Genomic DNA, 23,696 nt, shown 5'->3' with positions numbered 1-23,696 from the left:
CGGCCACCCGAGTCCGGGGTCGCACCACCCTTCAGGAAAGGCACTTTTCGTGCGTAACACCGCCAAGCTCACCACCGCCGTCCTCGCCGCCGGAGCCCTCACCCTCGGGCTCTCCGCCTGCGGCTCCGGAAAGGACTCCGGCTCCACCGACACCAGCGGACCGCTGATCGTCGCCGCGAGCCCGACCCCGCACGCCGAGATCCTGAACTTCGTCCAGAAGAACCTGGCGAAGAAGGCCGGACTCGACCTCCAGGTCAAGGAGTTCACCGACTACATCACGCCGAACACGGCCACCCAGGACGGCTCGGTCGGGGCCAACTACTTCCAGAACCAGCCGTACCTCGACGACTTCAACAAGAAGCGCGGCACCGACATCGTGCCCGTCGTCACGGTGCACCTGGAACCGCTCGGCCTCTACTCCCACAAGGTCAAGAAGGCCGACGAGCTCAAGAGCGGTGCGACCGTCGCCGTCCCCAACGACGCCGTGAACGAGGCCCGCGCGCTGAAGCTGCTGGCCGCCAACAAGCTGATCACCCTGAAGGACGGCGTCGGCTCCGAGGCCACCCCCGCCGACATCACCAAGAACCCCAAGAACCTGAAGTTCAAGGAGGTCGAGGCGGCCCAGACCCCGCGCTCCCTGGACGACGTGGACGCGGCGGTCGTCAACGGCAACTACGCCATATCCTCCGGCCTCAAGCCCGCCAAGGACGCCATCGTCCTGGAGTCCGCGAAGAACAGCCCCTACGGCAACTTCCTCGCGGTCAAGAAGGGCAACGAGAACGACCCCCGGGTCAAGAAGCTGGCGAAGCTGCTCACCTCGCCCGAGGTGAAGAAGTTCATCCAGGACAAGTACCAGGGCTCCGTCATCCCCTCCTTCTGACCGATCCGATCGCTCTGACCGCACCCGGCAGCCAGACCCCGACCGCTCTCAAGGGGACCGACACATGCGCAAGACCGTATGGCTCGCGGCGGCCACCGCCGCGGCCCTCCCGCTCGGCCTGACCGCCTGCGGCTCAGGCACGGCCACCGGCAAGGGAGGTGACGACGGCCCGCTCGTCGTCGGCGTCACCCCCGTCCCCGCCGGTGAAGTGCTGCACCACATCGACGACAAGCTCGCCGCCAAGGCCGGACTCAAGCTGGAGATCAAGGAGTTCACGGACTACGTCCTGCCGAACACCGCGCTCCAGGAGGGCACGCTCGACGCGAACCTCTACCAGAACCAGCCGTTCCTCGACGACTTCAACAAGTCCAAGGGCACGGACCTGGTCTCGGTGGTGAAGGCGTACCTGCCGCCCATGGGGGTCTACTCCCACAAGGTCAAGGACGTCCGCCGGCTCCGCGACGGCGCCACCGTCGGCGTGCCCAACGACCTCACCAACGAGGCCCGCGCGCTGAAGCTGCTCGCCTCGGCCGGCGTCATCGAGCTGAAGCCCGGCGCGGGCGCCGACGCCTCCCCGGCCGACGTCACCGGCAACCCCCGGCACCTGAAGTTCCAGGAGATGGAGGCCGCCCAGCTTCCGCGCTCCCTGGACGACATGGACGCCGCCGTCATCAACAACAACTTCGCCCAGGACGCGGGCCTCAGCCCCACCAAGGACGCCGTCTACCTGGAGTCCGCGAAGAACAACCCCTACGCCAACCTCCTCGCGGTCAAGAAGGGCAACGAGAACGACCCCCGGGTCAAGAAGCTGGCGAAGCTGCTCACCTCGCCCGAGGTGAAGAAGTTCATCGAGGACAAGTACAAGGGGTCGGTCCTGCCCGTCAGCGGCAACTGACCCCCGCGCACGGGCCCGCCCCCCGCCTCCCCTCCCGACGGGCGGCAGGGGGCGGGCCCGTACGTGCGCACGGGGGCTGTCATGCTGCATGCTGGGCAGTTCAGCGGGGCCCTGACGGACCCTCACGAGTCATCGAAGGTTACGGAGCGGCGCATGACTAGCACCTTCCCCAACATCTCCATCTCGACGGAGCGGTTGGGCCTGCGTCCCCTCGACGAGGACGACCTGCCCGCCCTGGCCGAGATGATGAACGACGAGCAGGTCGCCGCCTGGACCGACGTGCCCCAGCCCTTCACCGAGGAGGGCGCCCGCCGCTGGATCACCCAGTACGCGCCCGCCGAACGCGCCGCCGGACGCGGCATCGACCTCGCCGTCACCGAGTTCCTCACCCAGCGCCTGGTCGGCGTCGTCCAGCTCGGCAAGACCAACTGGCGCGTCCGCTCCACCGAGCTGTCGTACATCATCGCCCCCTGGGCGCGCGGCGAGGGCTACGCCTCCGAGGCCGCGCTCGCCACCGCCAAGTGGCTCTTCGGCGACCAGCGCTTCGAACGCGTCGAACTGCGCACCGCCGCCGACAACACCGCCTCCCAGCAGGTCGCCCAGAAGATCGGCTGCATCAGCGAGGGCGTGCTCCGCAACGCCTGCATAGTCCATGTGCGCACCGAGGACGGCACCTGGACCGACATGCGCACCGACTTCATCGTGTGGAGCCTGCTGCCCGAGGACCTGGAGGGCAGCGACGAACAGCTCGCCGACAGCCGGGGCTTCGGCTCCTACGCCCAGTGGAACTGACCCCGCCCCGCCGCCGCACCGCGCCGGACCACCGGGTAACCTCACCAAGCCCGTAGGTAGGGCCCCTGACGACACACCGACACCTGGAGACTGACGACGATGGCCGACCGGGTCACGGTGATCGGATGGGACGGTTCGCCGCTGACCGAAGCGGCACGCGGCGCCCTCGGCGCCGCCACGCTCGTCGCGGGCGCCCCCCACCACTTGGCGCTCGATGAGATCCCGGCCGCCGCCGAACGCGTCCGCCTGGGCAGTGTCGGCCTGGCCGCCCGCCGGATCGCCGGCCACCGCGGCACCGCCGTCGTGCTCGCCGACGGCGACCCCGGCTTCTTCGGTGTCGTGCGCACCCTGCGCGCCCCGGAGTTCGGCCTGGAGGTCGAGGTCGTGCCCGGCGTCTCCTCCGTGGCCGCCGCCTTCGCCCGCGCGGGCATGCCCTGGGACGACGCCCATGTGGTCGTCGCACACCCCCGCACCCTGCGCCGCGCGGTCAATGTGTGCCGCGCCCACAGCAAGGTCGCCGTCCTCACCGCCCCCGGCGCGGGACCCGCCGAACTCGGTCTGCTCCTGGACGGAGTGATCCGCACCTTCGTCGTGTGCGAGGAGATGGGCACCGAGAACGAGCGCGTCAGCGTCCTCACCTCGGACAAGGCCGCCGACCACACCTGGCGCGACCCCAATGTGGTCATCGTCATCGGCGGCTCCCAGACCGCGCTGGTGGCCGACGGCTGGATCGCCGGCCGCGACCCCGGCACCGGCCCGCGCGGCTGGACCCAGCCCGACGAGGTGTACGGGGGCGTGCTCGGCGAGGGCGAGAACGAACTGCTGCGCGCCGCCCAGCTTGCCCGGCTCGGCCCGCGCACCGGTGACCTCGTGTGGGACATCGGCTGCGGCTCCGGAGCCTTCGCCGTGGAGGCCGCCCGCGCCGGTGCCGCCGTGCTCGCGGTCGACGCCGACCCCGAGTCCTGCGCCCGCACCGACGCCGTCGCCCGTGAGTTCGGGGTCCAGCTGCAGATCGTGCGCGGCGAGGCCCCGCACATCCTGGAGAACCTGCCCGAGCCGGACGTCGTACGCGTCGGGGGCGGGGGAGCGGCCGTCGTCGCGGCCGTCGCCGACCGGCGCCCGCAGCGGATCGTCGCGCACGCGGCCACCCGGGACGCCGCCGAACTCATCGGCCGCGACCTCACCGAGCACGGCTACCGCGTCGAGTGCGCCCTGCTCCAGGCCGTCGGACTGGACACCAAGTCCTGGACGGAGAACGAGCGGAGCGTCGTCTTCCTGCTCGGCGGCGAACTGCCCCCGCGCGAGACCGCGCGCTGAACCCCCGCCGCCTCTTCCGGCGGATTCGCCCCGTGATCGGTTTGTCGTACCGCGCGCGGTAGGCTGGCCGATCGTTGTACCGCACCGGCGGTCCGGAAGTTCGTTCGTCAATGTCCGGAAAGCTCGCCCGCTTTGGGGCGGTGGGTGAGGTACGGCAAAACCGGAGGACGCGCAACGTGGCGCAGTCCACAACGGGCTGTCGCGTGATCTCGCTGTCACGACGGCCGAACGGCCGCGAGAATGCCACCGAATGGCTTTGTCGCCATTTCTGGCGGGTCGTTCGTGCCGATGCGCACGGACGCTCGTTCTCACTACGGGGCGGTCGGTGCGCCGTTCCGGGTGAGCTGGTCGTAGGAGCACTAAACCGATGGGCGAGGGGTACGCATGACCGACACCGGCCAGGTCCCGGCCGAGGGACAGCCGGAGAGCGCAGGCATGGTGGAGCAGCCGGGCCTCGGGCACGGCGCGTACACCTACCTCGCCGAGGCGCCCGCCGAGGACGAGGACCTGCTGCTGCCGGGCGCTCAGGGCGCGTGGGGCAACGAGCTGCCGCCCCCCGCCCCGGCACCGATCGTCGAGGCCGTCCACCAGCCCGACGCCCATGAGACGGCGGGCCGGGACACCGGCTCCGTCGACCTCGGCGGCGTACGGCTGCCCGAGCAGGGTCCCGGCCCGGTGCAGCCGCCGCGCCGCCCGCTGCACCTCGGCCCGCCGATCCCGGACGCCTCCGCGAGCCCGGTCCGCTCCCTCGCCGACCGGGGGCCCGCCGGCGCGCCGGTACGGCCGCTCGCCGGCCCGGAGTACCTCGACGTGCAGGCGCTCCCCGACCCGGTCCCGCAGGGCGCCGCGCCGTGGGGCGCGGGTCCGGCGGAGACCGTGGCACCGGCCGCCGAAACGGTTGTTCCGGAGGCCGTGGCGCCGGAGCAGGCCGTTCCCGAGGCGGTCTTGCCGGAGGCTGTCGCCCCGGAGGCTGCTGCCCCGGAGGTGGTTGCGCCTGAGGCAGTCGTGCCCGACGCGGTCGCCCCTGAGGCCTTCGCGCCGGAGCCGGCGGTTCCGGAGGCAGTGGTGCCGGACTCCGTCGCCCCTGAGGCTTTCGTGCCGGACGAGGCTGCCCCGGAGGAAGTTGTTCCGGAGGCGGTCGTGCCGGACGAGGCTGCCCCGGAGGAAGTTGTTCCGGAGGAAGTCGTCCCGGAGCAGGCTGCCCCGGAAGCGGTCCTGCCGGAGGCCGCCCTGCCCGTCGCCGAGAGCGCGCCGGTCGAGCCCGCCGAGGCCGCGCAGGCCGCCGTGGACCGGCTGACCGCCCAGGCCGAGGTCGCCGTGGAGGAGGCCCCGGAGGCTCCCCTCGTGTCCGAGGTCCCGGAGCCCGAGGTGGCCGGGCCGGTGCTGGAGGCCGTGCCCGACGCGGCTCCCGGCCACGAGGCCGAGGCCCCCCTCCAGGAGGCCCTGGTCGAGGCCACCGAGGCGGAGGTCGCCGCGGAGGAGGCTCCCGAGGAAGTGGCCGCCCCCGTCGAGGAGGCCCCGCAGGTCCCCGAGCCCGAGGTCCCGGCCGCCCCCGCGGCGGACGCCGAGGAGGCTCCCGTAGCCGCCGCCGAGCCCGAAGCCCCCCTCCCCGCCCAGGAGTTCCCGCTCCCCGAGCCCGAGGACATCCCGCAGCCCCCCGTCTTCGAGGCACCCGTACCCCCGGCGCCCGCAGCCGCGTACGAAGCCCCGTCCGGCCCCCAGCTCCAGCCCCCGGCGGAGCCCTTGCCCTCGGGTCTGCCGCACGCGCCGCACCCCGAGCAGCCGCTCGGCCGGTTCGTGGCCGTGGACGGACAGGTGCCCACCACCCCGCACCTGGCGCCCACCCCGCCGCAGCCGCTGATCCTCCCCGACCTGGACACCGTCGCCCCGCAGGGCCCCGTCGCCGCCGTGCCCGAGCCCCGTGCGGCCGGGGAGCCGGAGGCGGACCTCGTCCAGCGCGCCGAGGACCTCGCCACCACCGAGGCGGACCACGACGAGGAGCCCGAGCCGGCCCTCCCGCCCGGCCCCGCCGCGCCCGCGTACAACGACGCCGAGCGCGAAGCCGTCCTGAAGGTGATCCGCGAGCGCCGCGACATCCGCAACGGCTTCCGCAGCGACCCGATCCCGCACGACGTGCTGCTGCGCGTCCTGGAGGCGGCCCACACCGCCCCCTCGGTCGGCCACTCCCAGCCCTGGGACTTCGTCGTCATCCGCTCCGCCGACACCCGGCGCGCGATGCACGACCTCGCCATGAGCCAGCGCGAGGCGTACGCCAAGTCGCTGCCCAAGGGCCGGGCGAAGCAGTTCAAGGAAATGAAGATCGAGGCCATCCTCGACACCCCGGTGAACATCGTCGTCACCGCCGACCCCACCCGGGGCGGCCGTCACACCCTCGGCCGGCACACCCAGCCGCAGATGGCGCCGTACTCCTCCGCGCTCGCGGTGGAGAACCTCTGGCTCGCCGCGCGGGCCGAGGGCCTCGGCGTCGGCTGGGTCAGCTTCTTCGACGAGCGGGAGATGGTCCGCGCGCTCGGCCTGCCCGAGCACCTGGAGGTCGTCGCCTACCTGTGCGTCGGGTACGTCGACGAGTTCCCGGACGAGCCCGAGCTGATGCAGGCCGGCTGGTCCAAGCGCCGCCCGCTGTCCTGGGTGGTGCACGAGGAGACGTACGGCCGCCGCGCCCTGCCCGGAGAGGACCCCCACGACCTGCTTGCCGAGACCGTCGCACAGATCCGCCCGCTCGACGCCAAGGCGCTCGGGGAGGCGTGGGAGCGGCAGAAGCGCATGACCAAGCCGGCCGGCGCGCTCGGCATGCTGGAGATCATCTCCGCGCAGCTCTCCGGCCTGTCCCGGCAGTGCCCGCCGCCGATCCCGGAGCCCGCCGCCGTGGCCGTCTTCGCCGGTGACCACGGTGTGCACGCCCAGGGCGTCACCCCGTGGCCGCAGGAGGTCACCGGGCAGATGGTCGCCAACTTCCTGGGCGGCGGCGCGGTGTGCAACGCCTTCGCCAACCAGGTCGGCGCCGAGGTGTGCGTGGTGGACGTCGGCGTCGCCGCCGACCTGCCCGCCACCCCCGGTCTGCTGCCCCGCAAGATCCGTGGCGGCACCTCCGACATGACCACCGGGCCCGCGATGACCCGCGAGGAGGCCAGAGCCGCCATCGAGGTCGGCATCGAGACCGCCCGCGATCTGGTCGCCGCCGGGAACAAGGCGCTGCTCACCGGCGAGATGGGCATCGCCAACACCACCTCCTCCGCCGCGCTGATCTCCGCCTTCACCGGCGCCGACCCGGCCGAGGTCACGGGCCGGGGCACCGGCATCAACGACGAGACCCTGGCCCGCAAGACCGAGGTCGTCCGCCGGGCGCTGGAACTCCACCAGCCCGACCCGGCCGACCCGATCGGTGTCCTCGCGGCCCTCGGTGGCTTCGAGCACGCGGCCATGGTCGGCCTGCTGCTGGGTGGCGCGTCGCTGCGCACCCCGGTGATCCTGGACGGGGTGAGCGCGGGTGCCGCCGCGCTGGTCGCCCGCGCCATCGCCCCCGAGGTGCTGGCGGCCTGCATCGCCGGTCACCGCAGCGCCGAGCCCGGCCATGTGGCCGCGCTGAACAAGCTGGGGCTGCGTCCGCTGGTCGACCTCGACCTGCGCCTGGGCGAGGGCACCGGCGCGCTGCTGGCGCTGCCGCTGGTGCAGAGCACGGCCCGCGCGATGCACGAGGTGGCGACGTTCGACTCGGCGGGCGTCACCGAGAAGTAGCGTCACCGAGAAGCAGCCGACGGCCACGGGCGGTCCGGCCCGGAGTTCACCAGCCGGACCACCCGTGCCCCACCGGGGCACCGGACATTAAGATCCGCACGTCAGGGCCGCTCCGAAGGCGCGGCGCGCCCACCGCACACCGCACGAGGAGCCGCACCTCATGGCCGAACACCCCGCCTACCCCGTGGGCCTCCGCCTGACCGGTCGCCGCGTGGTCGTCCTCGGTGGCGGCCAGGTCGCCCAGCGCCGTCTCCCGGCGCTGATCGCGGCGGGCGCCGACCTCGTTCTCGTCTCCCCGGAGGCCACCCCCTCCGTCGAGGCGATGGCCGACGCCGGCGAGATCACCTGGCTGCGCCGCCCGTACGCCGAGGGCGACCTCTCCGGCGCCTGGTACGCGCTGATCGCCACCAGCGACCCCGTCGCCAACGCCACGGCCTCCGCCGAGGCGGAGGCGCACCGCGTCTGGTGCGTCCGCTCCGACGACGCCGACCAGGCCACCGCCTGGACGCCCGCCACCGGCACCAGCGAGGGCGTGACCGTCGCCGTCCTCACCACCAGCGCGCGCGGCCGCGACCCCCGGCACACCGCCGCCATCCGCGACGCGGTCGTGGCGGGCCTGAGCGACGGCACCCTGGTCGCCCCCCACCACCGCACCCGTACGCCCGGTGTCGCCCTGGTCGGCGGCGGCCCCGGCGACCCCGACCTGATCACCGTCCGGGGCCGTCGGCTGCTCGCCGAGGCCGACGTGGTGATCGCCGACCGGCTCGGCCCGCGCGACCTGCTCGCCGAACTCCCGCCGCACGTCGAGGTCATCGACGCGGCCAAGATCCCCTATGGGCGGTACATGGCCCAGGAGGCCATCAACAACGCCCTGATCGAGCACGCCAAGCAGGGCAAGTCCGTGGTGCGGCTCAAGGGCGGCGACCCGTTCGTCTTCGGCCGGGGCATGGAGGAGGTGCAGGCGCTCGCCGAGGCCGGCATCCCCTGCACCGTGGTCCCCGGCATCTCCAGCTCGATATCGGTGCCGGCCGCCGCCGGGATACCCGTGACCCATCGCGGGGTCGCCCATGAGTTCACCGTGGTCAGCGGCCATGTGGCCCCCGACGACGCCCGCTCCCTGGTCGACTGGCCCGCGATGGCCCGCCTGACGGGCACCCTCGTCGTCCTGATGGGCGTCGACAAGATCGGGAAGATCGCCGAGACCCTGATCGCCCACGGCAAGGCCCCCGAGACTCCCGTCGCCCTCGTCCAGGAGGGCACCACCGCCGCCCAGCGCCGGGTGGACGCGACCCTGGCCACCGTGGCGGAGACCGTGCGGACCGAGGCCGTGAAGCCCCCGGCCGTCATCGTCATCGGCGCCGTGGTGGACGCGACCCCGGCCACCGAACAGCCCTGACCCCTCCGGAAGAACAAGGCACCAGCACCCCGTGGCCCAGCTCATCACCGTCGACGACCCCGCCGACCCGCGCCTCGCCGACTACACGAACCTCACCGACGTGGCCCTGCGCCGCAGGCGCGAACCCGCCGAGGGACTGTTCATCGCCGAGGGCGAGAAGGTCATCCGCCGCGCGGGGAACGCCGGTTACGGCATGCGCTCGATGATGCTCACCCCCAAGTGGGTCGACACCATGGCCGACCTCATCGACGAACTGACCTGCCCGGTCTACGTGGTGAGCCCCGAGCTGGCCGAGAGCGTCACCGGGTACCACGTCCACCGGGGCGCCCTCGCCTCGATGGCCCGCAACCCGCTGCCCACCCCGGCCGAACTGCTGGAGTCCGCGGGCCCCCACGGCACCCCGCGCCGGGTCGCGCTCTTCGAGGACATGGTCGACCACGCCAACCTGGGCGCCGCCTTCCGCAACGCCGCCGCCCTCGGGGTGGACGCCGTACTCCTCACCCCGCGCTGCGCCGACCCGCTGTACCGGCGCTCGGTGAAGGTCTCCATGGGCACGGTCTTCGCGGTGCCGTACGCCCGCCTGGAGTCCTGGCCGCACGACGCGGGCACCCTGCGCGCGCACGGCTTCACCCTGGCCGCGCTGTGCCTCTCGGACGACTCCGTCGACCTGGACGAACTCGCCGCCCGCCGCCCGGAGAAACTCGCGCTGATGCTGGGCACCGAGGGCGACGGACTCTCCCCGGCCGCGCTCGCGGCGGCCGACGTCCATGTGCGCATCCCGATGGAAGCCGGCGTCGACTCCCTGAACGTGGCGGCGGCCTCGGCGGTCGCCTTCTACGCCACCCGCCCCTGACCGTCCCCGGGTACGGACGCCTGCCGCACGCCCGTTCGTTGCTCGCCGCCGTCCCCGCCCAGGCCGCGCGCCGGACCGGAACAGCCCTGCGCCACCGCGATGCCCAGGGCGACCAGCAGCGTCACCACCACGAACACGGTCAGCCGCTGCCGCAGCAGCCGGGGGTTGGCCGGGCGGAGCTTGGTCCCCGTGGTGCGCGGCGCCGGACGGCCCGCGCCACTGCGCGGAGCGGGCCGGTTGCCGGTACCCCGCCCGGCGGGGTTCGGCCGGGTACCGGGCCGGGACGCGACACCGCCGCGCGAGGGAGCCCCGCCCCGGGAGGGCGCGGTACCGCGCGGCGGCGGGGTACCGGGAGCGGCCCGGCGCTGCGTGGTGCGCTGCTGGTCGGGCGAGGTGTCCGCGAGCCGCACCGAGGCCCGGTCCGACACCGGCGCCCGGGGTCCGGGCGGCCGTACCTCACCGAGCCCCTGTGCCTCACGGGCCGCGATCTCCTTGAGTCGCAGCGACAGCTGGAGCGTGCTCGGCCGGTCCGCCGGGTCCTTCGCCAGGCAGGCCCGCACCAGCGGCGCCAGCGCGTCCGGCACCCCGTGCAGATGCGGTTCCTCGTGCACCACCCGGTACAGCATGACCTCGGAACTGCCGTGCCCGAAGGGGGAGTCACCGGTCGAGGCGTACGCCAGGGTCGCGCCCAGCGAGAACACGTCGGTGGCCGGGGTGACCGCCGCCCCGCGCACCTGCTCCGGCGCCAGGAAGCCGGGGGAGCCCACCGCCGTACCGACATGGGTGAGCGTGGAGGCACCCGTGGCCCAGGCGATGCCGAAGTCGATGATCCTCGGGCCCTTGGGGGAGAGCAGGATGTTGGAGGGCTTGAGGTCCCGGTGCACCACACCGGCCTCGTGCACCGCCACCAGCCCCTCGGACAGGGCCGCGCCGATCGCCGCCGTGTCGGCCGCGTACAGCGGGCCCTCCTCGGCGACCTTGTCGTGCAGGGAGGGGCCGGGCACGTACTGCGTGGCGAACCAGGGCCGCTCGGCCTCCAGGTCCGCCGCCACCAGCCGCGCCGTACAGCCGCCCCGGATGCGCCGGGCCGCCGACACCTCGCGCGCGAACCGCGACCGGAACTCCTGGTCCTCCGCGAGATCGGGCCGGATCACCTTCAGCGCGACCCGCTGGCCCTTCTTGTCCGAGCCGAGATAGACCACGCCCATCCCGCCCGCGCCGAGCCGTCGGTGAAGCCTGAAGGAGCCGACGACGCGCGGGTCCTCGCGCCTCAGGCGCATCATCGCCATGTTCATCCCCGCTGCCCGGTCCCTGTGACGTGCCCAGCTTACGTTTCCACGGCCGCCCACGCGCAGAGGCCGCGCCCTCTCGGGCCGATGGATTGCGCCTACCCCACGCGGGAGGTGAAACGCGGTCAGCGACACGGATCTTGCTGTGTGGTTGATGTAAGGACGTCGTCAACCCTCTGACCAGCCAAGCATATTGACTTTTGGTCAACGGGCAGTGGTCGCCACTGCCCCCTGGGCCGGGGGAGGAGCACCCCGCCACCCCCGTGACGCCCGGCCGCGCCACCCCTCCCGCCCGCCGTGTCCCCGAACGGCCAAAGTGACCGAAGTCACGCCAATCCACCCCAGGGAGGAAACGCGGGGGCCGCCGCCCGCTACCCCTCCGGGAAGACCCTGAGACTCCTCCGCACGTCTCCAACCAGGGGAGTACGCGCGGACAGGAGGCTCATCCTCCGGGAGGCCCGCCATTCGGTACGAGGGCATGACGCCCGCCCCGCGCCACGAACCTAGATTTGAGGTCAAGCGGCGGGCCAGGCGCTCGCCCCCCGAGGCCGTACGCCCGCCGCTGCCAACAACCGAATCGGCCGGGAGAAGGAACCATGGCCCCCACGGCACCCAGGCGCGAGACCATCCGCCGACGCCGCACGGGCCGCCGCCACCCCGTGGTGGCGACGCTCATGGCCCTTCCCCTGGCGGCCCTGCTCCTGATCGTCTTCGACGGCTGGGAGACGGTGGCCACACAGGCGTCGTCCGTGGGTGCGGTGCTGGGCCGCTGAGAAGCGGTGCAGGCCCGGAAGAGCGGTCCGGGCGGGATCTCTCCCTGACATCCAGGAAACCCCGTGGGGACGGGGGTGCGACGGACGGCACGCAATGCCGGCGCAGCTGGGGAGCTGCGCCGGCATTGCGTTTCCGCCGGTTCCCGTACGCTCACCCCCGTGTCAGCGGAAACAGTCCCGGCCCTGACGGCCCGGCTCCAGGCGGCCGTACATCCCGGCGCCGGGCCGTGCGCCTGCGTCCGGGGTGCGCTCGCCGACCGCCCGGACGCCACGGTCGTCCGGCACGGCGCGACCGTCGCCAAGGCCCATGCCCCCGACACCGACCCGCGTGAGCTGGCCCGCCGCCTGGCCGTCGCCGCCCGGCTCCCCGGCGTCCTGCTGCCCCCGCTCACCCCGGCCCCGGCCCGCCTGGACGGCCGCCTCGTCACCCACTGGCCCTACGGCGCCCCCGTCGACCGGGACGACCCCGACGCCGCCCCCTGGGAAGCCACGGCCACCCTCCTCGCCCGCCTCCACCGCACCCCTCCACCCACTGGACTACCCCCGATGCGCGGCCCCGCGAAGGCGGCCCTGGCGATATCCCGCCTCCACCGCGCCCTGTGCGACCACCCCTCCACCGAGGCCCCGCCCGTCCTGGCCGCCTGGGCCGCCCTCCCGCCCTGGGCCCGCGCCGAAGCCCCGGCCCCCGGCACCCCGTTCCTCTGCCACGGCGACCTGCACCTCGGCCAGCTCGTCCGCCACCCCGCGCCCGACGGACCCTGGCACCTCATCGACGTCGACGACCTCGGACTCGGCGACCCCGCCTGGGACCTCGCCCGCCCCGCCGCCTGGTACGCCTGCGGCCTCCTCCCGCCCGACGAATGGCTCCGCTTCCTGACCGCCTACCAGGCGGCCGGCGGCCCGGCCGTTCCCCAGGGGGCCGACCCCTGGCCCGCACTGGACATCCCGGCCCGCGCGCTCACCGTCCAGACCGCCGCCCTCGCCCTCACCAAGGCACTCACCACCGGGCGCCCCCTGGACGAGGTGGAACGGGCCGTCGTGGAAGCCTGCGCCCGAATGACCGGCACCCCCGCCTAGTTCACCCGGGTTTTCCTCAAATAGGCTGCAACCGGCCGGGGCAGGACGGAGTCTGTCCTGGGGAAACACCAAGCAGGACCCCTAGGCGAGGAGTTGAGCCGACCCATGCAGTGTCCGAAGTGCCATGCGCCGATGCACACCTACAACCGCAACGGCATCCAGATAGAGCAGTGCAACGGCTGCCGCGGCATCTTCCTCGACTACGGCGAGCTGGAGGCGCTGACCCGCCTGGAGTCGCAGTGGTCCCAGCCCGGCCCGCCGCCGCCCGCCCCGCAGGGCTACCCGGCCGCGCCCGCGCCCGCCTGGGGCGCCCCGCAGCACGGCGGCCACCACGGAGGCGGCCACTACGGCGGCCACCACCGCCACAAGAGCTTCGGCCACATGCTCTTCTCAAGCTGAGAGCTGAGGCACGAAGAAGCCCCCGGCCGTACGAGACGGCCGGGGGCTTCTCCGGTGTGTGGACGATACTGGGATTGAACCAGTGACCTCTTCCGTGTCAGGGAAGCGCTCTCCCGCTGAGCTAATCGTCCTCGGGACCACGACCGTGTCGCTCCATGGAGCGGATCATGGGCACTGCGTGCGCGATACTGGGATTGAACCAGTGACCTCTTCCGTGTCAGGGAAGCGCTCTCCCGCTGAGCTAATCGCGCGGGATGGGACCTTCGAGAAGATCCAGTGGACGATACTGGGATTGAACCAGTGACCTCTTCCGTGTCAGGGAAGCGCTCTCCCGCTGAGCTAATCGTCCTTGGAGGTGGAGACGGGATTTGAACCCGTGTAGACGGCTTTGCAGGCCGTTGCCTCGCCTCTCGGCCACTCCACCAGGAGTGTAGGGATCGGGAAGACACCCTACTTCCTGCGAGCGGACGACGAGGCTCGAACTCGCGACCTCAACCTTGGCAAGGTTGCGCTCTACCAACTGAGCTACGTCCGCTTGTCGTTTCGGTCGGCTTGCGCGTCCCGGCGACGTGTTGAACTCTAGCGGATTCCTGAGCCAGCACAAAAACGCGTTTGCGCAGCGTGCTGCGCTGCACTCGGCGGACACCATGGTCGAGGGCCCGGCGGGCCGCCCGTCCGGCCCGGCTTGTGTACACCCGGCCTAGACTCGGCCACGTGTTCCACCTCCCGGCCGCCGCCTCCTCCCGGACTCCCCTGGCCCGCTTCGGCGACCGTCTCGCCACCGGCCTCCTCGACGTCACCAGCGACCCCGCCGCCCTGGACTCCACCGGCTTCTGGGCCGTCGTCGCCGACTTCGAGGGCGCGCTGACCTGCGCACGCTTCGCCGACGTACGGCACGCGCCGGTCCCCGCCCCCGTCCCGGGCGCCTGGCGGGGACCGGCCCCCGAGGACTGGACCACCTCACTGGACCGCGCCGCCTACATGGACGCCGTCCGGCGCATCCGGGAACACATCGCGGCCGGCGACGTCTACCAGGCCAACCTCTGCCGGGTGCTGAGCGCCCCGGTCGGCCCCGAAGCCGACGTCGACGCCCTCACCGCCCTGCTGGCCCGCGGCAACCCCGCCCCCTACGCGGGCACCGTACGGCTGCCGCAGCACGGGGTGGAGATCGCCACCGCCTCGCCCGAGCTGTACCTGCGCCGGACCGGCCGCACCATCGAGTCCGGGCCCATCAAGGGGACCGGGCGCACCGAGGCCGACCTGCTGGAGAAGGATTACGCCGAGAACGTGATGATCGTGGACCTGGTCCGCAACGACCTCGGCCGCGTCTGCGCCACCGGCAGCGTCACCGTCCCCGACCTGTGCGCCACCGAGAAGCACCCCGGACTCGTCCACCTCGTCTCCACCGTGCGCGGCGAACTGGACGAGGGGACCGGCTGGCCCGAGCTGCTCGCGGCCACCTTCCCGCCCGGCTCGGTCACCGGCGCCCCCAAACCGAGCGCCCTCGACATCATCGCCGCCCTGGAGACCGCCCCGCGCGGCCCCTACTGCGGCGGCATCGGCTGGGTCGACGCCGACCGGGGCACGGCCGAGCTGGCCGTGGGCATCCGTACGTTCTGGATCGACCGTTCCTCCGACGGCACGGCTGTCCTCCGCTTCGGTACCGGGGCCGGGATCACCTGGGGCTCCGACCCGCTCGCGGAGTGGCGCGAGACCGAACTCAAGAGGGCCCGGCTGCTCGCGGTAGCGTCGGGCCAGTACCAGGAAAGTGGAAAGGCCCGCACATGAGCATCTGGCTGGACGGCGCCCTGCGGGACGCCACCACCGCGAGCGTCTCCGTCTTCGACCACGGGCTGACCGTGGGCGACGGCGTCTTCGAGACGCTGAAGGCGGCCGACGGCAAGCCGTTCGCGCTCACCCGGCACCTCGACCGGCTGACCCGCTCCGCCCGTGGCCTCGGCCTGCCCGACCCCGACCACGACGAGGTCGCCCGCGCCTGCGCGGCCGTGCTGGAGGCCAACCCCATGGCGCTCGGGCGGCTCCGGGTCACCTACACCGGCGGCCAGGCCCCCCTCGGCTCCGAACGCGGCGAGCACGGCACCACCCTGGTCGTCGCGGTGAGCGAGACCACCCGCCGCCCCGACTCCACGGCGGTCGTCACCGTCCCCTGGATCCGCAACGAACGCGGCGCCCTCACCGGCCTGAAGACGACGTCGTACGCCGAGAACGTGGTCGCGCTGGCCCGCGCGCACGAACAGGGCGCGTCCGAGGCGCTGTTCGCCAACTCCGTCGGGCAGCTCTGCGAGGGCACCGGCTCCAACGTGTTCGTCGTCCTCGACGGCGAGATCCACACCCCGCCGGTCCCCTCCGGCTGCCTGGCCGGCATCACCCGCGCGCTGACCGTCGAGTGGACCGGCGCCAAGGAGACCGACCTCCCGCTGGACGTGCTGGAGCACGCCGACGAGATCTTCCTGACCTCCTCGCTGCGCGACGTCCAGGGCGTGCACCGGGTCGACGGCCGTGAACTGCCGGGCGCGCCGGGCCCGGTGACCGCCAAGGCGATGCGGATCTTCGAGGAGCGCTCGCGCGCCGACCTGAACCCGTGACAGCCAGCGGGTAATTGAGCTGCCCCGGCGCCGCCGAGCGGGTACAACTCCCGTGATGACGACGACACTGCGGCCGACCGAGCCGCTTCAGCAGCACACGGACGGCACCCGTTCGCGCCGCTTCCAGGTGTGTGTGAACAGCCGCCCGGCCGGTGAGATCCACCTCGACACCTCGCCGTTCCTCGGCCCCTCGGTGGCCCGCGTCACCGAGCTGCGCATCGACGAACCCGACCGGCGGCGCGGCCGGGCCACGGTGGCGATGCTCGCCGCCGAGGAGGTCGCGCGGAGCTGGGGCTGCCGCCAGGTCGAGCTGAGCGTCCCGGCGGCGAACGAGGCCGCGTCCCGCCTGGCCGACGCCCTCGGCTACGTCCTCCGCAACCGGGGCATGCGCAAACTGCTAGGGGAGGAGCCTCCACCGCTCCCGGCCGGCAGCACCGCCCGCCCGATGACCGGCGCGGAGTTCACTGCCTGGCAGGAGGCGGAACGCGTGCGGTACGCGCAGGAGTGGATCGAGCGCGGCGTCCCCGAGGCCGACGCCCACGCCAAGGCCCGGCGCGACCACGTCACCATCCTCCCGGACGGCCTCGCCACCGAGGGGGTCTGGTTCGGCGTCCTGGAGCACGAGGGGACTCCGGTCGGCCACGTCTGGCTGGGCCACCGCGAGGACGAACGCTGGATCTACGACATCCAGACCGACGAGGCCCGGCGCGGCCAGGGGCACGGCCGCGCCCTGATGCTCCTCGCGGAGGCCCGCACGATCACCGAGGGAGGCCGCGCCCTCGGCCTCAACGTCTTCGCGGGCAACACCCCGGCCGAGCGGCTGTACGAGTCGCTCGGCTACGGGACGACCTACCGCACGCTGACCAAGGCGCTGCTGTAGCGGCTCAGGCCCCCGCGCCGGCCAGCAGCCGGTCGGCGATCTCCTCGATCCGCTCGCGCAGACCCTCCTGGCTCTTGCCGCCGTCCAGGCGCTCGCCGCCGATGACATAGGTCGGGGTGCCGGTGACGCCGATCGCCTTGCCCTCGGCCTGGTCGGCGTCCACGATCAGGATGTGCCGCCCGTCGATCAGGGCGACCTCGAACTCCTCGGCGTCCAGCCCGAGTTCACGGGCGGTGTCCACCAGCACGGCCTCGCCGCGCCGGTCCAGCTCCTCGGTCCGCGCCAGCACCGCCTCGATGTACGGCCAGCCCTGCCCCTGGTCCACCGCCTCCTCGGCGGCCTGGGCGGCGGCGAAGGAGTGCTTGTGCTTCTCCAGCGGGAAGTGCCGCAGCCGGATCTCCAGCCGGTCGCCGTAACGGGCACGCAGGGCGCGTACGTCGTCCAGGGCGCTGCGGCAGTCGGGGCACTGGAGTTCGCACCAGATGTCGAGCACGACCGGCTCGGGGTGCGCGGGGGAGGTGTCGCTCATGCGGCCCAGTCTTCCAGGCGGGTCCGGCCCGGCCCAATCCCGGCGACGGCACCCTGCCTGGTGGGGACCCCGAGGAAGGCCGGGGGCATCCCTGAGAAGTCCCTGATCTCCGGACCGGACCATGGCCCCGCCGGGGGCGGACGGTGCAGGATGGAAGGGACGAAGCGCACCGCCGGTGCCCTCGCCGCCCGGTCCGGAGCACCGGACCGGGGGACCGACCTACCCCGCCAGGAGGACCGGATGCTCGCCGAGACCGTCTGCTCCGCCGTGTCCGCGGCGGGCCTGGGCATCGCCGCGGTCACCGCCTACCGCAAGCGTTTCCTGACCGCCCTGCGCATCACCGCCTACTCCCTGATCCCGGTCGGCCTGGTGATGACGGGTGCCGTCGGCTGGCTGGCCAGTACCGCCTTCAGCCCGCTGGCCTGGGCCGGCTTCGGGGTGCTCGGCGCGTCCTGGGCGCTCTTCGCGCTCGTCCGCGCCGTCGAGCACCGCCGGGGGGCCCGGACCGCGCGGGCGGCCACAGGTGACGGTTCGGCCGTCCCGGTGAGCCCGTCCGCCTCGGCGCCCGCCCTCGGCCGGAAACCGGACCGGCGAAGCGGGGCCCCCGCCGCGCCCTCCGCTCCCGCCGTGCCCTCCAGGGCCTCCTCGGACGACTTCAGCGACATCGAGGCCATCCTCAAGAAGCACGGCATATGAGCCACTGGCATATGCCAGGCACCGATGACCTGTACATGACGGACCTGTCGCCACATACCGTCACCCCGTGCGCGAAACCGTTCACCACGCGGAGCGACGTGAAAGCTACGGTGCGAATTCGGCGCAGTCCCGCACTTTACGAGTGTGTTGATCGCGTACAGGGCCTGACCTGGGCCATCATCACCGCGAGATGGTCGACACGACACAGAGCGAGGCCGCGCCGCAGAAGGACGAGCCGCGCGGGTGCCTCTTCGCCCTTTCCCAGCCACCGCTGATGATCTTCCTGGCGGTGATCGGGTGTCTGATCCTCATGGCTGCGCTGCACGATCTGCTGTTGCTGTGAGCCGTACGCGCCCGTCCCGGCGTCACCCGCCGGGGCCGGCGTCGAAACCGCACCCGACGCGTCACCTCGGCGCACCCCGTACCGGCCCGGCTCAGCCGGCCGCCTCCTTGCGGCGCGCCCGGTAGGCCGCCACATGCAGCCGGTTCCCGCAGGTCCGGCTGTCGCAGTAGCGGCGCGAACGATTGCGGGACAGGTCCACGAAGGCGCGGCGGCAGTCCGGTGCCTCGCAGCGCCTCAGCCGCTCCTCCTCGCCGGCCACCACGAAGAAGGCCAGCGCCATCCCGCAGTCGGCCGCGAGATGGTCCGCCAGCGAGGCGCCGGGGGCGAAGTAGTGCACATGCCAGTCGTAGCCGTCGTGGTCCGTCAGACGCGGGGTGGTGCCCGCGGCCGCGACCAGATCGTTGATCATCCCGGCCGCCGTGCGGGCGTCCGGCGCGGCGAAGATCCCCGCGAACCGGCTGCGGATCTCCCGCACCGCCCCCAGGTCCGGCTCGGTCAGCGTGCCGATGTCGCTGACGGCGTGGCCGCGGGTGAACTCCGCCAGCGCCGCCACGTCCGGCAGTCCGTCCGCCGCCGTGTCGTCCTCCGGCGCGGTGTTCACCAGATCCACCACGGTGTCGAGCGCGCACCGGGTGTCGTGGGTGATCAGCACGTTTCGCTCCCTGGCCTGAGGGTGGGCAGGCGCCCGCCGATGGGGGCAGATGGTAGCGACAACCGCACACGCGCACAGCGGCGCCGCCTCCGTGAACGCTCACGGTGACGACGCCGCTGGGTGCCCTATGCGGTTGTCTCGGCCCGCGCCGTCTCCCCGAGTGGACGGCGCCGGGCGGCTCGGTGGGGTGTCGTGGCCTAGTTCTCCGCCAGGATGTGCGACAGCTCCTGGTCGAGATCGAAGTGCCGGTGTTCCGTGCCGGGCGGCACGGCGGCGTCGGTTCGCTTCAGGAAGGACTCCAGGGCCCGTGCGGGGGCCTCCAGCAGTGCTTCGCCCTCCGGAGAGCTGAGGGCGATGCAGACGACGCCCTGACCATGACTGCGCGATGGCCAGACGCGGACGTCGCCGGTGCCGGTGGGGCGGTGCAGCCCCTCGGCGAGGAGGTCGCGGGCGAACACCCACTCGACGGTCTCCTCGGCTCCGGTGTGGAAGGTGGCGTGCACGGCGTAGGGGTCGGCCGTGTCGTACCGCAGGCCTGCGGGGACAGGCAGGGAGGACTCGCTCGACACAACGAGGCGCAGGTGCAGCTCGCAGCTGACCGTGGTGTTCATAAGCGCCAGGGCCTTTCGCTCAGTGTGCGCTCGGGGATTCGCACGTCGGCGAAATCGACATGCCACCTACGGTGCCGTTGTAAACCCCTTCGAGGGTTTTGCGTGGCTTTAGGTACCTCTTACGGCCGAGAAGTGATACGAGATCTGCCACCATTCCAGTGACTCATTCGCTCCGGTAGGGTTTGACCGTATGAATACGGGGAGTGGCGAGCCGGGTGAGGTCGCCGTGGTGACGGACGAGACGGAGACTGGTGAGGGCCGGGCCGACGACGGCCTGGGTTCGCGGGCGCCGGAGTTCGTCAAGCAGCGCAGGGCCCTGCACCTGAGCTGGCAGGTCGGCGTCTTCGTGCTCGGTCTCGCCGTGGTGGTGGCGGGCGTCATCATGCTCCCGCTGCCCGGACCCGGCTGGGTCGTGATCTTCGGCGGCATGGCGATCTGGGCGACCGAGTTCGTCTGGGCCCAGCTGGTGCTGCGCTGGACCAAGCGCAAGGTCACCGAGGCCGCGCAGAAGGCCCTCGACCCCAAGGTGCGGCGCCGCAACATCACCCTGACCGTGATCGGGCTGGTGATCATCGGGGTGCTGGCCGGGATCTACCTCTGGAAGTTCGGCTTCGTCGCGCCGTGGAGCATCAAGGACCAGTGAGCCGGGGCCGCAGGTGGTCACGGGCACCCGCTGACATGGGGTAATGTTCTTCCTGCGCCCAGGGCGATTAGCTCAGTGGGAGAGCGCTTCGTTCACACCGAAGAGGTCACTGGTTCGAACCCAGTATCGCCCACCCTGGTCCGAAGGCCCGTCTGCGAACAGCAGGCGGGCCTTCGGCGTGTGCACGTAAAAAGCGGCGGGGAAATACGGACGGTATGCCGGCGATATCCCGAGGGAAAGCGTCCGGATTTCCCACAAGTGCGACAACCTGCGAATTCCGCGCGCCGCCAAGTCCCCTTTGCGTACACTCTTCTGATTCCCGGTCATCTCCATCCGGCACCGCACGCACGGCACTCGGGGCCCCCGGGCGGGCCACGGCGGTTTGGACTCACCCCGCCCGGACCTGTATGGTTCAGTGCGTTGCCGGGCGATTAGCTCAGTGGGAGAGCGCTTCGTTCACACCGAAGAGGTCACTGGTTCGAACCCAGTATCGCCCACCGGCACGAGAGCCGGTCCGCACACAGCGGGCCGGCTCTTCCGCTGTCCGGGGCCTGTCGGAAGCCCTGCGCCCCGCCGCGACTACGCCGCCGCCGACAACTCCTGCCGCAGCGGCCACTCCGTACTCACCAGCTCCGGCGACCCGCTGCGCGCGAACCACGCCTGAAGGCCCCGCGCCTGCGCCGCGTGCCAGCCCACCTGCAACGCGTGCAACTCCGCCGGGGACAACCGCTCCAGCCGCGCCGCGAACCGGCGCCCCATCGCCCGCACCACGTCCAGCGCCGCCATCGCGTCCGCCGCCGCGTCGTGCGCGCCCCGCAGCTCCACCCCGTACTGCTCGCACAGATCGCCCAGCGTGCGGCGGCCCTTGCGATAGCGGTCCAGCTGCTTGTCCATCACCCTCGGGTCCAGCACCCTGAGCGGCGCCGACTCGAACCAGCGGTCCAGCGACGACGCCCGGTGCCGGCGCAACTCCCGGTCCAGCAGCGTCAGATCGAAGGGCGCGTTCATCACCACCAGCGGCCGCCCCATCGCCGTGTGCTCCGCCAGCTGCTGGGCTATCTCGTACACCACCGGCGCCGGCCAGCGGCCGTTGCGCTGGAGGTGCTCCTCCGTCAGCCCGTGCACCGCCGTCGCCCCCTCGGGCACCGGCACCCCCGGGCTGACCAGCCAGCGGCTCACCCGCGGCCGCGTCCCCGGCGCGTCCTGGACGACGACGGCGGCCGACACGATCCGGTCGGCCTCGACGTCCACGCCCGTCGTCTCCGTGTCGAAGGCGGCCAGCGCCCCTTCGTACCAGCACGTCATCCCAACCCAACTCCTCGCCCGCACATGGCGGCTGACGTTCCGTCTTCTGCCCGTTTGGTGATACCCGGCCCGTTTGCGCCGTACGCCGGAAGGAGACAACAGGAGTACGGGTCTTTGCAGTTCAGCGGCCCGCAGTGGGGAAACCCCCGGTTCGGAAGGCTGTTGTCCCATGGCCATGGCGCAGCCCGAGCGGGGCGGGCTGCTGCCCGACCGCACGGGTCACCTTCGCGGCACCCTCGCCACCACCGCCTGCATGGAGACCCTGCAGGTCGGCTATCTGCACGCGGTCGCCGCGGCGGCCGGCTGCTCGCTGTCCCAGCCGTTCCCCGACAACGGCATCGACTGGCACGTCAGCCACAGCGCCCCCGGCCACACCGTGGACGACGAGGTCACCATCAAGGTGCAGCTCAAATGCACCTACCAGCTCGCCCCCAGGCCCCCCGGCCCGACCTTCTCGTTCACGCTGGACAACGACCACCTGCGCAAACTCGCCCGCACCCCCGTCTCGGTGCACAAGATCCTCGTCGTCATGATCGTCCCGCGCTCCCCGGACGACTGGCTGCGCGCCGGACACGACCGGCTCGACCTCAGACACTGCTGCTACTGGGTCAACCTCGCCGGACACCCCGTCACCGGACGCACCCGCACCACCGTCCGCGTCCCCACCGCGCGCATCTTCGACGACCGCGCCCTCTGCGAGATCATGACGCGCGTCGGCACCGGAGGCAGGCCATGACAAGCCCCGACGAACCCCTGCGCATGCTCCGCCCCCACCCCGACGACTCCGCCTGGCACCGGCCCCCCGACCCGGCCCGCGTCGACCCCGCCGACCTCACCGCCCTGCTCCGCCGCCACGGCTGGCTCAGGCGTGGCGGAGTCCCCGGACGCTACGGCCGCTGGACCCCGCCCACCCCCGCCGAAGGCCCCACCAGCCTCCTCGTCCCCGAGAGCCGCGCCTTCCCCGACGCCGACGACCTCCTCGGCGAGGCTCTTGACGCCCTGCACCGCAGCGCCGCCCCCTCCGCCCGCGAGATCCTCATCGCCCTCGCCGTCCCCAGCGACGAGATCCGCTGGCACCGCGACACCCCCGCCGGACCCGTCGACGGCGCCACCCCCTGGACCGTCGACGAGCGCCTGCGCACCGCCGCCCGCCAGACCCTCCTCGCCGCCGCCCTCGCCACCCGCGCCCGCACCGGCTACCACGGCGCCCGGCACCGCGGCCCGGCCGCAACGCTCCTCGACGGCGTCCTCCTCGGACCCGCCACCGAAGGCCGCACCCTCACCGCCTTCGCCCCCGCACCCACCGGCCGCCCCCTGACCGTCCGCCTCCACCACGCCCTGCACGCCACCCGCGAGGCCATCGACTACCAGCGGGCCACGGGCGCCATGGACGCCTTCGACGGCGCGGTGGCAGCCGGCGTCAGCCGCGAACTCACCGAGGCCCTCACCGCCCTGGTCCGGGGCACCGAGGGCGCCCGCGTCGCCATCGCCTGGGCACCCGCCGCCGGCGTCCCCGACGGCTGCGCCGCCTCCGCCGGGCCCGTCGAGTTCTCACCCGGCGACCTCCCCGCCCTGCGCGCGGCCGGAGCCCGCTACCTGAGCGCCGAACCCTCCGTCACCGTCAGCGTCACCGGAGTCGTCGTCCGGCTGCGCCGCTCCGGACCGCGCGGCGCGGGCACCGTACGGCTGCGGGTGCTCGCGGGCGCCGAGGTCCCGCACCTGCGGCTCACCCTCGGCGAGGAGGACTACCGGATAGCGGGCCACGCCCACCTCGTCGGCCTCCCCGTGCGCGTGCACGGCCGGCTGGAGCGCCGGGGCGGCTTCCGCAGGCTCACCGGCGCCACCGGGGTCGTCCCCGTGCGGGTCGACGAGACCGAGCGTGACCGGCTGATGAAGTCCCTCCAGGAGAACCTCGACTTCTTCGAGGAGGCATGCGGAGAGGCGTACGGGGACGGCGACGGAAAGTAACCGTTTCGCGGTCGGAGGGGGCGGGTCGGTACGATC

At 72.8% G+C, this 23,696-nt stretch carries 23 protein-coding genes and 7 tRNA genes; 20 read left to right on the top strand and 10 right to left on the bottom strand.

From position 1 onward, the window contains the following. Positions 1-49 precede the first annotated feature (49 nt). The 7 genes from D0Z67_RS04660 to D0Z67_RS04630 all read left to right on the top strand — a co-directional run bounded on the left by D0Z67_RS04660 (position 50) and on the right by D0Z67_RS04630 (position 9,889). The gene (locus tag D0Z67_RS04660) at positions 50-880 is read left to right on the top strand and encodes a MetQ/NlpA family ABC transporter substrate-binding protein (RefSeq protein WP_031180116.1); all 831 of its coding nucleotides are present in this window, start codon (positions 50-52) and stop codon (positions 878-880) included. Between the two features lie 64 nt (positions 881-944). Further along, entirely contained in the window at positions 945-1,775 is an 831-nt protein-coding gene (locus D0Z67_RS04655) for a MetQ/NlpA family ABC transporter substrate-binding protein (protein WP_031180117.1), read from the top strand. Positions 1,776-1,928: 153 nt separating this feature from the next. Further along, entirely contained in the window at positions 1,929-2,567 is a 639-nt protein-coding gene (locus D0Z67_RS04650; protein ID WP_031180118.1) for a GNAT family N-acetyltransferase, read from the top strand. 99 nt (positions 2,568-2,666) lie between these two features. After that, positions 2,667-3,884 carry a precorrin-6y C5,15-methyltransferase (decarboxylating) subunit CbiE gene (cbiE, locus tag D0Z67_RS04645; RefSeq protein WP_031180119.1) on the top strand — a complete coding sequence of 406 codons (1,218 nt, stop codon included), beginning with the start codon at positions 2,667-2,669 and terminating at the stop codon, positions 3,882-3,884. Positions 3,885-4,268: 384 nt separating this feature from the next. After that, positions 4,269-7,640, top strand: coding sequence for a nicotinate-nucleotide--dimethylbenzimidazole phosphoribosyltransferase (gene cobT, locus D0Z67_RS04640; RefSeq protein ID WP_031180120.1), 3,372 nt, complete (start codon positions 4,269-4,271; stop codon positions 7,638-7,640). A 160-nt stretch (positions 7,641-7,800) separates the two neighbouring features. Next, positions 7,801-9,036: a uroporphyrinogen-III C-methyltransferase gene (gene cobA / locus D0Z67_RS04635; protein WP_031180121.1), complete on the top strand. Its 1,236-nt coding sequence runs from the start codon at positions 7,801-7,803 to the stop codon at positions 9,034-9,036. Positions 9,037-9,067: 31 nt separating this feature from the next. Next, a complete protein-coding gene (locus D0Z67_RS04630) occupies positions 9,068-9,889 on the top strand; it encodes a TrmH family RNA methyltransferase (protein WP_031180122.1) in 822 nt (273 codons plus the stop codon). On the opposite strand, the gene D0Z67_RS04625 is transcribed toward D0Z67_RS04630, so the two are convergent. After that, positions 9,871-11,184 carry a serine/threonine-protein kinase gene (locus D0Z67_RS04625; protein WP_031180123.1) on the bottom strand — a complete coding sequence of 438 codons (1,314 nt, stop codon included), beginning with the start codon at positions 11,182-11,184 and terminating at the stop codon, positions 9,871-9,873. The genes D0Z67_RS04630 and D0Z67_RS04625 overlap by 19 nt on opposite strands. Positions 11,185-11,774: 590 nt before the next feature. Here D0Z67_RS04625 and D0Z67_RS04620 point away from each other — a divergent pair. From D0Z67_RS04620 to D0Z67_RS04610, 3 genes are all read left to right on the top strand, one after another. Further along, positions 11,775-11,951, top strand: a complete 177-nt coding sequence (locus tag D0Z67_RS04620) for a hypothetical protein (RefSeq protein ID WP_031180124.1) — start codon at positions 11,775-11,777, stop codon at positions 11,949-11,951. A gap of 159 nt (positions 11,952-12,110) precedes the next feature. Then, positions 12,111-13,028: a phosphotransferase family protein gene (locus D0Z67_RS04615; RefSeq protein WP_031180125.1), complete on the top strand. Its 918-nt coding sequence runs from the start codon at positions 12,111-12,113 to the stop codon at positions 13,026-13,028. Positions 13,029-13,133: 105 nt separating this feature from the next. Beyond that, positions 13,134-13,427, top strand: a complete 294-nt coding sequence (locus D0Z67_RS04610) for a TFIIB-type zinc ribbon-containing protein (RefSeq protein ID WP_078873126.1) — start codon at positions 13,134-13,136, stop codon at positions 13,425-13,427. 59 nt (positions 13,428-13,486) lie between these two features. On the opposite strand, the gene D0Z67_RS04605 is transcribed toward D0Z67_RS04610, so the two are convergent. The 5 genes from D0Z67_RS04605 to D0Z67_RS04585 all read right to left on the bottom strand — a co-directional run bounded on the left by D0Z67_RS04605 (position 13,487) and on the right by D0Z67_RS04585 (position 13,962). After that, positions 13,487-13,558: transfer RNA gene (locus D0Z67_RS04605), tRNA-Val, on the bottom strand. Positions 13,559-13,606: 48 nt separating this feature from the next. Continuing rightward, positions 13,607-13,678, bottom strand: a tRNA-Val gene (locus D0Z67_RS04600). Positions 13,679-13,704: 26 nt separating this feature from the next. Beyond that, a tRNA-Val gene (locus D0Z67_RS04595) sits at positions 13,705-13,776 on the bottom strand. A 1-nt stretch (position 13,777) separates the two neighbouring features. Beyond that, positions 13,778-13,851: transfer RNA gene (locus D0Z67_RS04590), tRNA-Cys, on the bottom strand. A 38-nt stretch (positions 13,852-13,889) separates the two neighbouring features. Further along, positions 13,890-13,962 (bottom strand) — tRNA-Gly (locus D0Z67_RS04585). A gap of 179 nt (positions 13,963-14,141) precedes the next feature. On the opposite strand from D0Z67_RS04585, the gene D0Z67_RS04580 reads away from it, so the two are divergent. The 3 genes from D0Z67_RS04580 to D0Z67_RS04570 are packed head-to-tail and all read left to right on the top strand — an operon-like array spanning position 14,142 to position 16,913. After that, the gene (locus tag D0Z67_RS04580; protein WP_051887524.1) at positions 14,142-15,215 is read left to right on the top strand and encodes a chorismate-binding protein; all 1,074 of its coding nucleotides are present in this window, start codon (positions 14,142-14,144) and stop codon (positions 15,213-15,215) included. Further along, entirely contained in the window at positions 15,212-16,033 is an 822-nt protein-coding gene (locus tag D0Z67_RS04575) for an aminotransferase class IV (RefSeq protein WP_031180128.1), read from the top strand. Before D0Z67_RS04580 ends, D0Z67_RS04575 begins: the two co-directional genes overlap by 4 nt. 55 nt (positions 16,034-16,088) lie before the next feature. Continuing rightward, positions 16,089-16,913, top strand: a complete 825-nt coding sequence (locus tag D0Z67_RS04570) for a GNAT family N-acetyltransferase (RefSeq protein WP_031180129.1) — start codon at positions 16,089-16,091, stop codon at positions 16,911-16,913. A gap of 4 nt (positions 16,914-16,917) precedes the next feature. On the opposite strand, the gene D0Z67_RS04565 is transcribed toward D0Z67_RS04570, so the two are convergent. After that, a complete protein-coding gene (locus D0Z67_RS04565; RefSeq protein ID WP_031180130.1) occupies positions 16,918-17,442 on the bottom strand; it encodes a DsbA family protein in 525 nt (174 codons plus the stop codon). A gap of 240 nt (positions 17,443-17,682) precedes the next feature. Between D0Z67_RS04565 and D0Z67_RS04560 the strand changes: the two genes are divergently transcribed. After that, on the top strand, positions 17,683-18,138 hold the full coding sequence (locus tag D0Z67_RS04560) for a hypothetical protein (protein WP_031180131.1): 456 nt from the start codon (positions 17,683-17,685) through the stop codon (positions 18,136-18,138). 190 nt (positions 18,139-18,328) lie between these two features. Further along, on the top strand, positions 18,329-18,481 hold the full coding sequence (locus tag D0Z67_RS29620) for a hypothetical protein (RefSeq protein ID WP_165425682.1): 153 nt from the start codon (positions 18,329-18,331) through the stop codon (positions 18,479-18,481). A 91-nt stretch (positions 18,482-18,572) separates the two neighbouring features. Here the strand turns inward: D0Z67_RS29620 and D0Z67_RS04555 are convergent, their stop codons facing one another. Together D0Z67_RS04555 and D0Z67_RS04550 are read right to left on the bottom strand one after the other, a co-directional pair. Then, entirely contained in the window at positions 18,573-19,133 is a 561-nt protein-coding gene (locus D0Z67_RS04555) for a CGNR zinc finger domain-containing protein (protein ID WP_031180132.1), read from the bottom strand. 197 nt (positions 19,134-19,330) lie between these two features. Continuing rightward, positions 19,331-19,744 carry an SsgA family sporulation/cell division regulator gene (locus D0Z67_RS04550; protein ID WP_010351314.1) on the bottom strand — a complete coding sequence of 138 codons (414 nt, stop codon included), beginning with the start codon at positions 19,742-19,744 and terminating at the stop codon, positions 19,331-19,333. Between the two features lie 190 nt (positions 19,745-19,934). Here D0Z67_RS04550 and D0Z67_RS04545 point away from each other — a divergent pair, with 190 nt between their 5' ends. From D0Z67_RS04545 to D0Z67_RS04535, 3 genes are all read left to right on the top strand, one after another. Further along, the gene (locus D0Z67_RS04545) at positions 19,935-20,387 is read left to right on the top strand and encodes a TIGR02611 family protein (RefSeq protein WP_031180133.1); all 453 of its coding nucleotides are present in this window, start codon (positions 19,935-19,937) and stop codon (positions 20,385-20,387) included. A 61-nt stretch (positions 20,388-20,448) separates the two neighbouring features. Beyond that, positions 20,449-20,520, top strand: a tRNA-Val gene (locus D0Z67_RS04540). A 292-nt stretch (positions 20,521-20,812) separates the two neighbouring features. Beyond that, positions 20,813-20,884, top strand: a tRNA-Val gene (locus D0Z67_RS04535). A gap of 82 nt (positions 20,885-20,966) precedes the next feature. Here D0Z67_RS04535 and D0Z67_RS04530 read toward each other — a convergent pair. Beyond that, positions 20,967-21,692, bottom strand: coding sequence for a 3'-5' exonuclease (locus D0Z67_RS04530; protein WP_031180134.1), 726 nt, complete (start codon positions 21,690-21,692; stop codon positions 20,967-20,969). A gap of 169 nt (positions 21,693-21,861) precedes the next feature. Here D0Z67_RS04530 and D0Z67_RS04525 point away from each other — a divergent pair, with 169 nt between their 5' ends. Next, complete coding sequence (locus tag D0Z67_RS04525; protein WP_031180135.1) at positions 21,862-22,428, top strand: DUF4365 domain-containing protein; 567 nt, start codon at positions 21,862-21,864, stop codon at positions 22,426-22,428. Next, positions 22,425-23,660: a hypothetical protein gene (locus D0Z67_RS04520; RefSeq protein ID WP_031180136.1), complete on the top strand. Its 1,236-nt coding sequence runs from the start codon at positions 22,425-22,427 to the stop codon at positions 23,658-23,660. Before D0Z67_RS04525 ends, D0Z67_RS04520 begins: the two co-directional genes overlap by 4 nt. Positions 23,661-23,696 lie beyond the last annotated feature (36 nt).

The sequence above is a fragment of the Streptomyces seoulensis genome (genome assembly GCF_004328625.1).
Lineage (GTDB): Bacteria > Actinomycetota > Actinomycetes > Streptomycetales > Streptomycetaceae > Streptomyces > Streptomyces seoulensis.
This window is presented reverse-complemented; position numbering and strand designations above follow the sequence as displayed.

Excerpts from the sequence above, each read along its gene's own strand:
- D0Z67_RS04655 (WP_031180117.1), top strand. The coding sequence starts at position 945 with ATGCGCAAGACCGTATGGCTCGCGGCGGCCACCGCCGCGGCCCTCCCG.
- D0Z67_RS04650 (WP_031180118.1), top strand. The coding sequence starts at position 1,929 with ATGACTAGCACCTTCCCCAACATCTCCATCTCGACGGAGCGGTTGGGC.
- cbiE (WP_031180119.1), top strand. The coding sequence starts at position 2,667 with ATGGCCGACCGGGTCACGGTGATCGGATGGGACGGTTCGCCGCTGACC.
- cobT (WP_031180120.1), top strand. The coding sequence starts at position 4,269 with ATGACCGACACCGGCCAGGTCCCGGCCGAGGGACAGCCGGAGAGCGCA.
- cobA (WP_031180121.1), top strand. The coding sequence starts at position 7,801 with ATGGCCGAACACCCCGCCTACCCCGTGGGCCTCCGCCTGACCGGTCGC.
- D0Z67_RS04625 (WP_031180123.1), bottom strand. The coding sequence starts at position 11,184 with ATGAACATGGCGATGATGCGCCTGAGGCGCGAGGACCCGCGCGTCGTC.
- D0Z67_RS04620 (WP_031180124.1), top strand. The coding sequence starts at position 11,775 with ATGGCCCCCACGGCACCCAGGCGCGAGACCATCCGCCGACGCCGCACG.
- D0Z67_RS04610 (WP_078873126.1), top strand. The coding sequence starts at position 13,134 with ATGCAGTGTCCGAAGTGCCATGCGCCGATGCACACCTACAACCGCAAC.
- D0Z67_RS04575 (WP_031180128.1), top strand. The coding sequence starts at position 15,212 with ATGAGCATCTGGCTGGACGGCGCCCTGCGGGACGCCACCACCGCGAGC.
- D0Z67_RS04570 (WP_031180129.1), top strand. The coding sequence starts at position 16,089 with ATGACGACGACACTGCGGCCGACCGAGCCGCTTCAGCAGCACACGGAC.
- D0Z67_RS04565 (WP_031180130.1), bottom strand. The coding sequence starts at position 17,442 with ATGAGCGACACCTCCCCCGCGCACCCCGAGCCGGTCGTGCTCGACATC.
- D0Z67_RS04560 (WP_031180131.1), top strand. The coding sequence starts at position 17,683 with ATGCTCGCCGAGACCGTCTGCTCCGCCGTGTCCGCGGCGGGCCTGGGC.
- D0Z67_RS29620 (WP_165425682.1), top strand. The coding sequence starts at position 18,329 with ATGGTCGACACGACACAGAGCGAGGCCGCGCCGCAGAAGGACGAGCCG.
- D0Z67_RS04550 (WP_010351314.1), bottom strand. The coding sequence starts at position 19,744 with ATGAACACCACGGTCAGCTGCGAGCTGCACCTGCGCCTCGTTGTGTCG.
- D0Z67_RS04545 (WP_031180133.1), top strand. The coding sequence starts at position 19,935 with ATGAATACGGGGAGTGGCGAGCCGGGTGAGGTCGCCGTGGTGACGGAC.
- D0Z67_RS04530 (WP_031180134.1), bottom strand. The coding sequence starts at position 21,692 with ATGACGTGCTGGTACGAAGGGGCGCTGGCCGCCTTCGACACGGAGACG.
- D0Z67_RS04525 (WP_031180135.1), top strand. The coding sequence starts at position 21,862 with ATGGCCATGGCGCAGCCCGAGCGGGGCGGGCTGCTGCCCGACCGCACG.
- D0Z67_RS04520 (WP_031180136.1), top strand. The coding sequence starts at position 22,425 with ATGACAAGCCCCGACGAACCCCTGCGCATGCTCCGCCCCCACCCCGAC.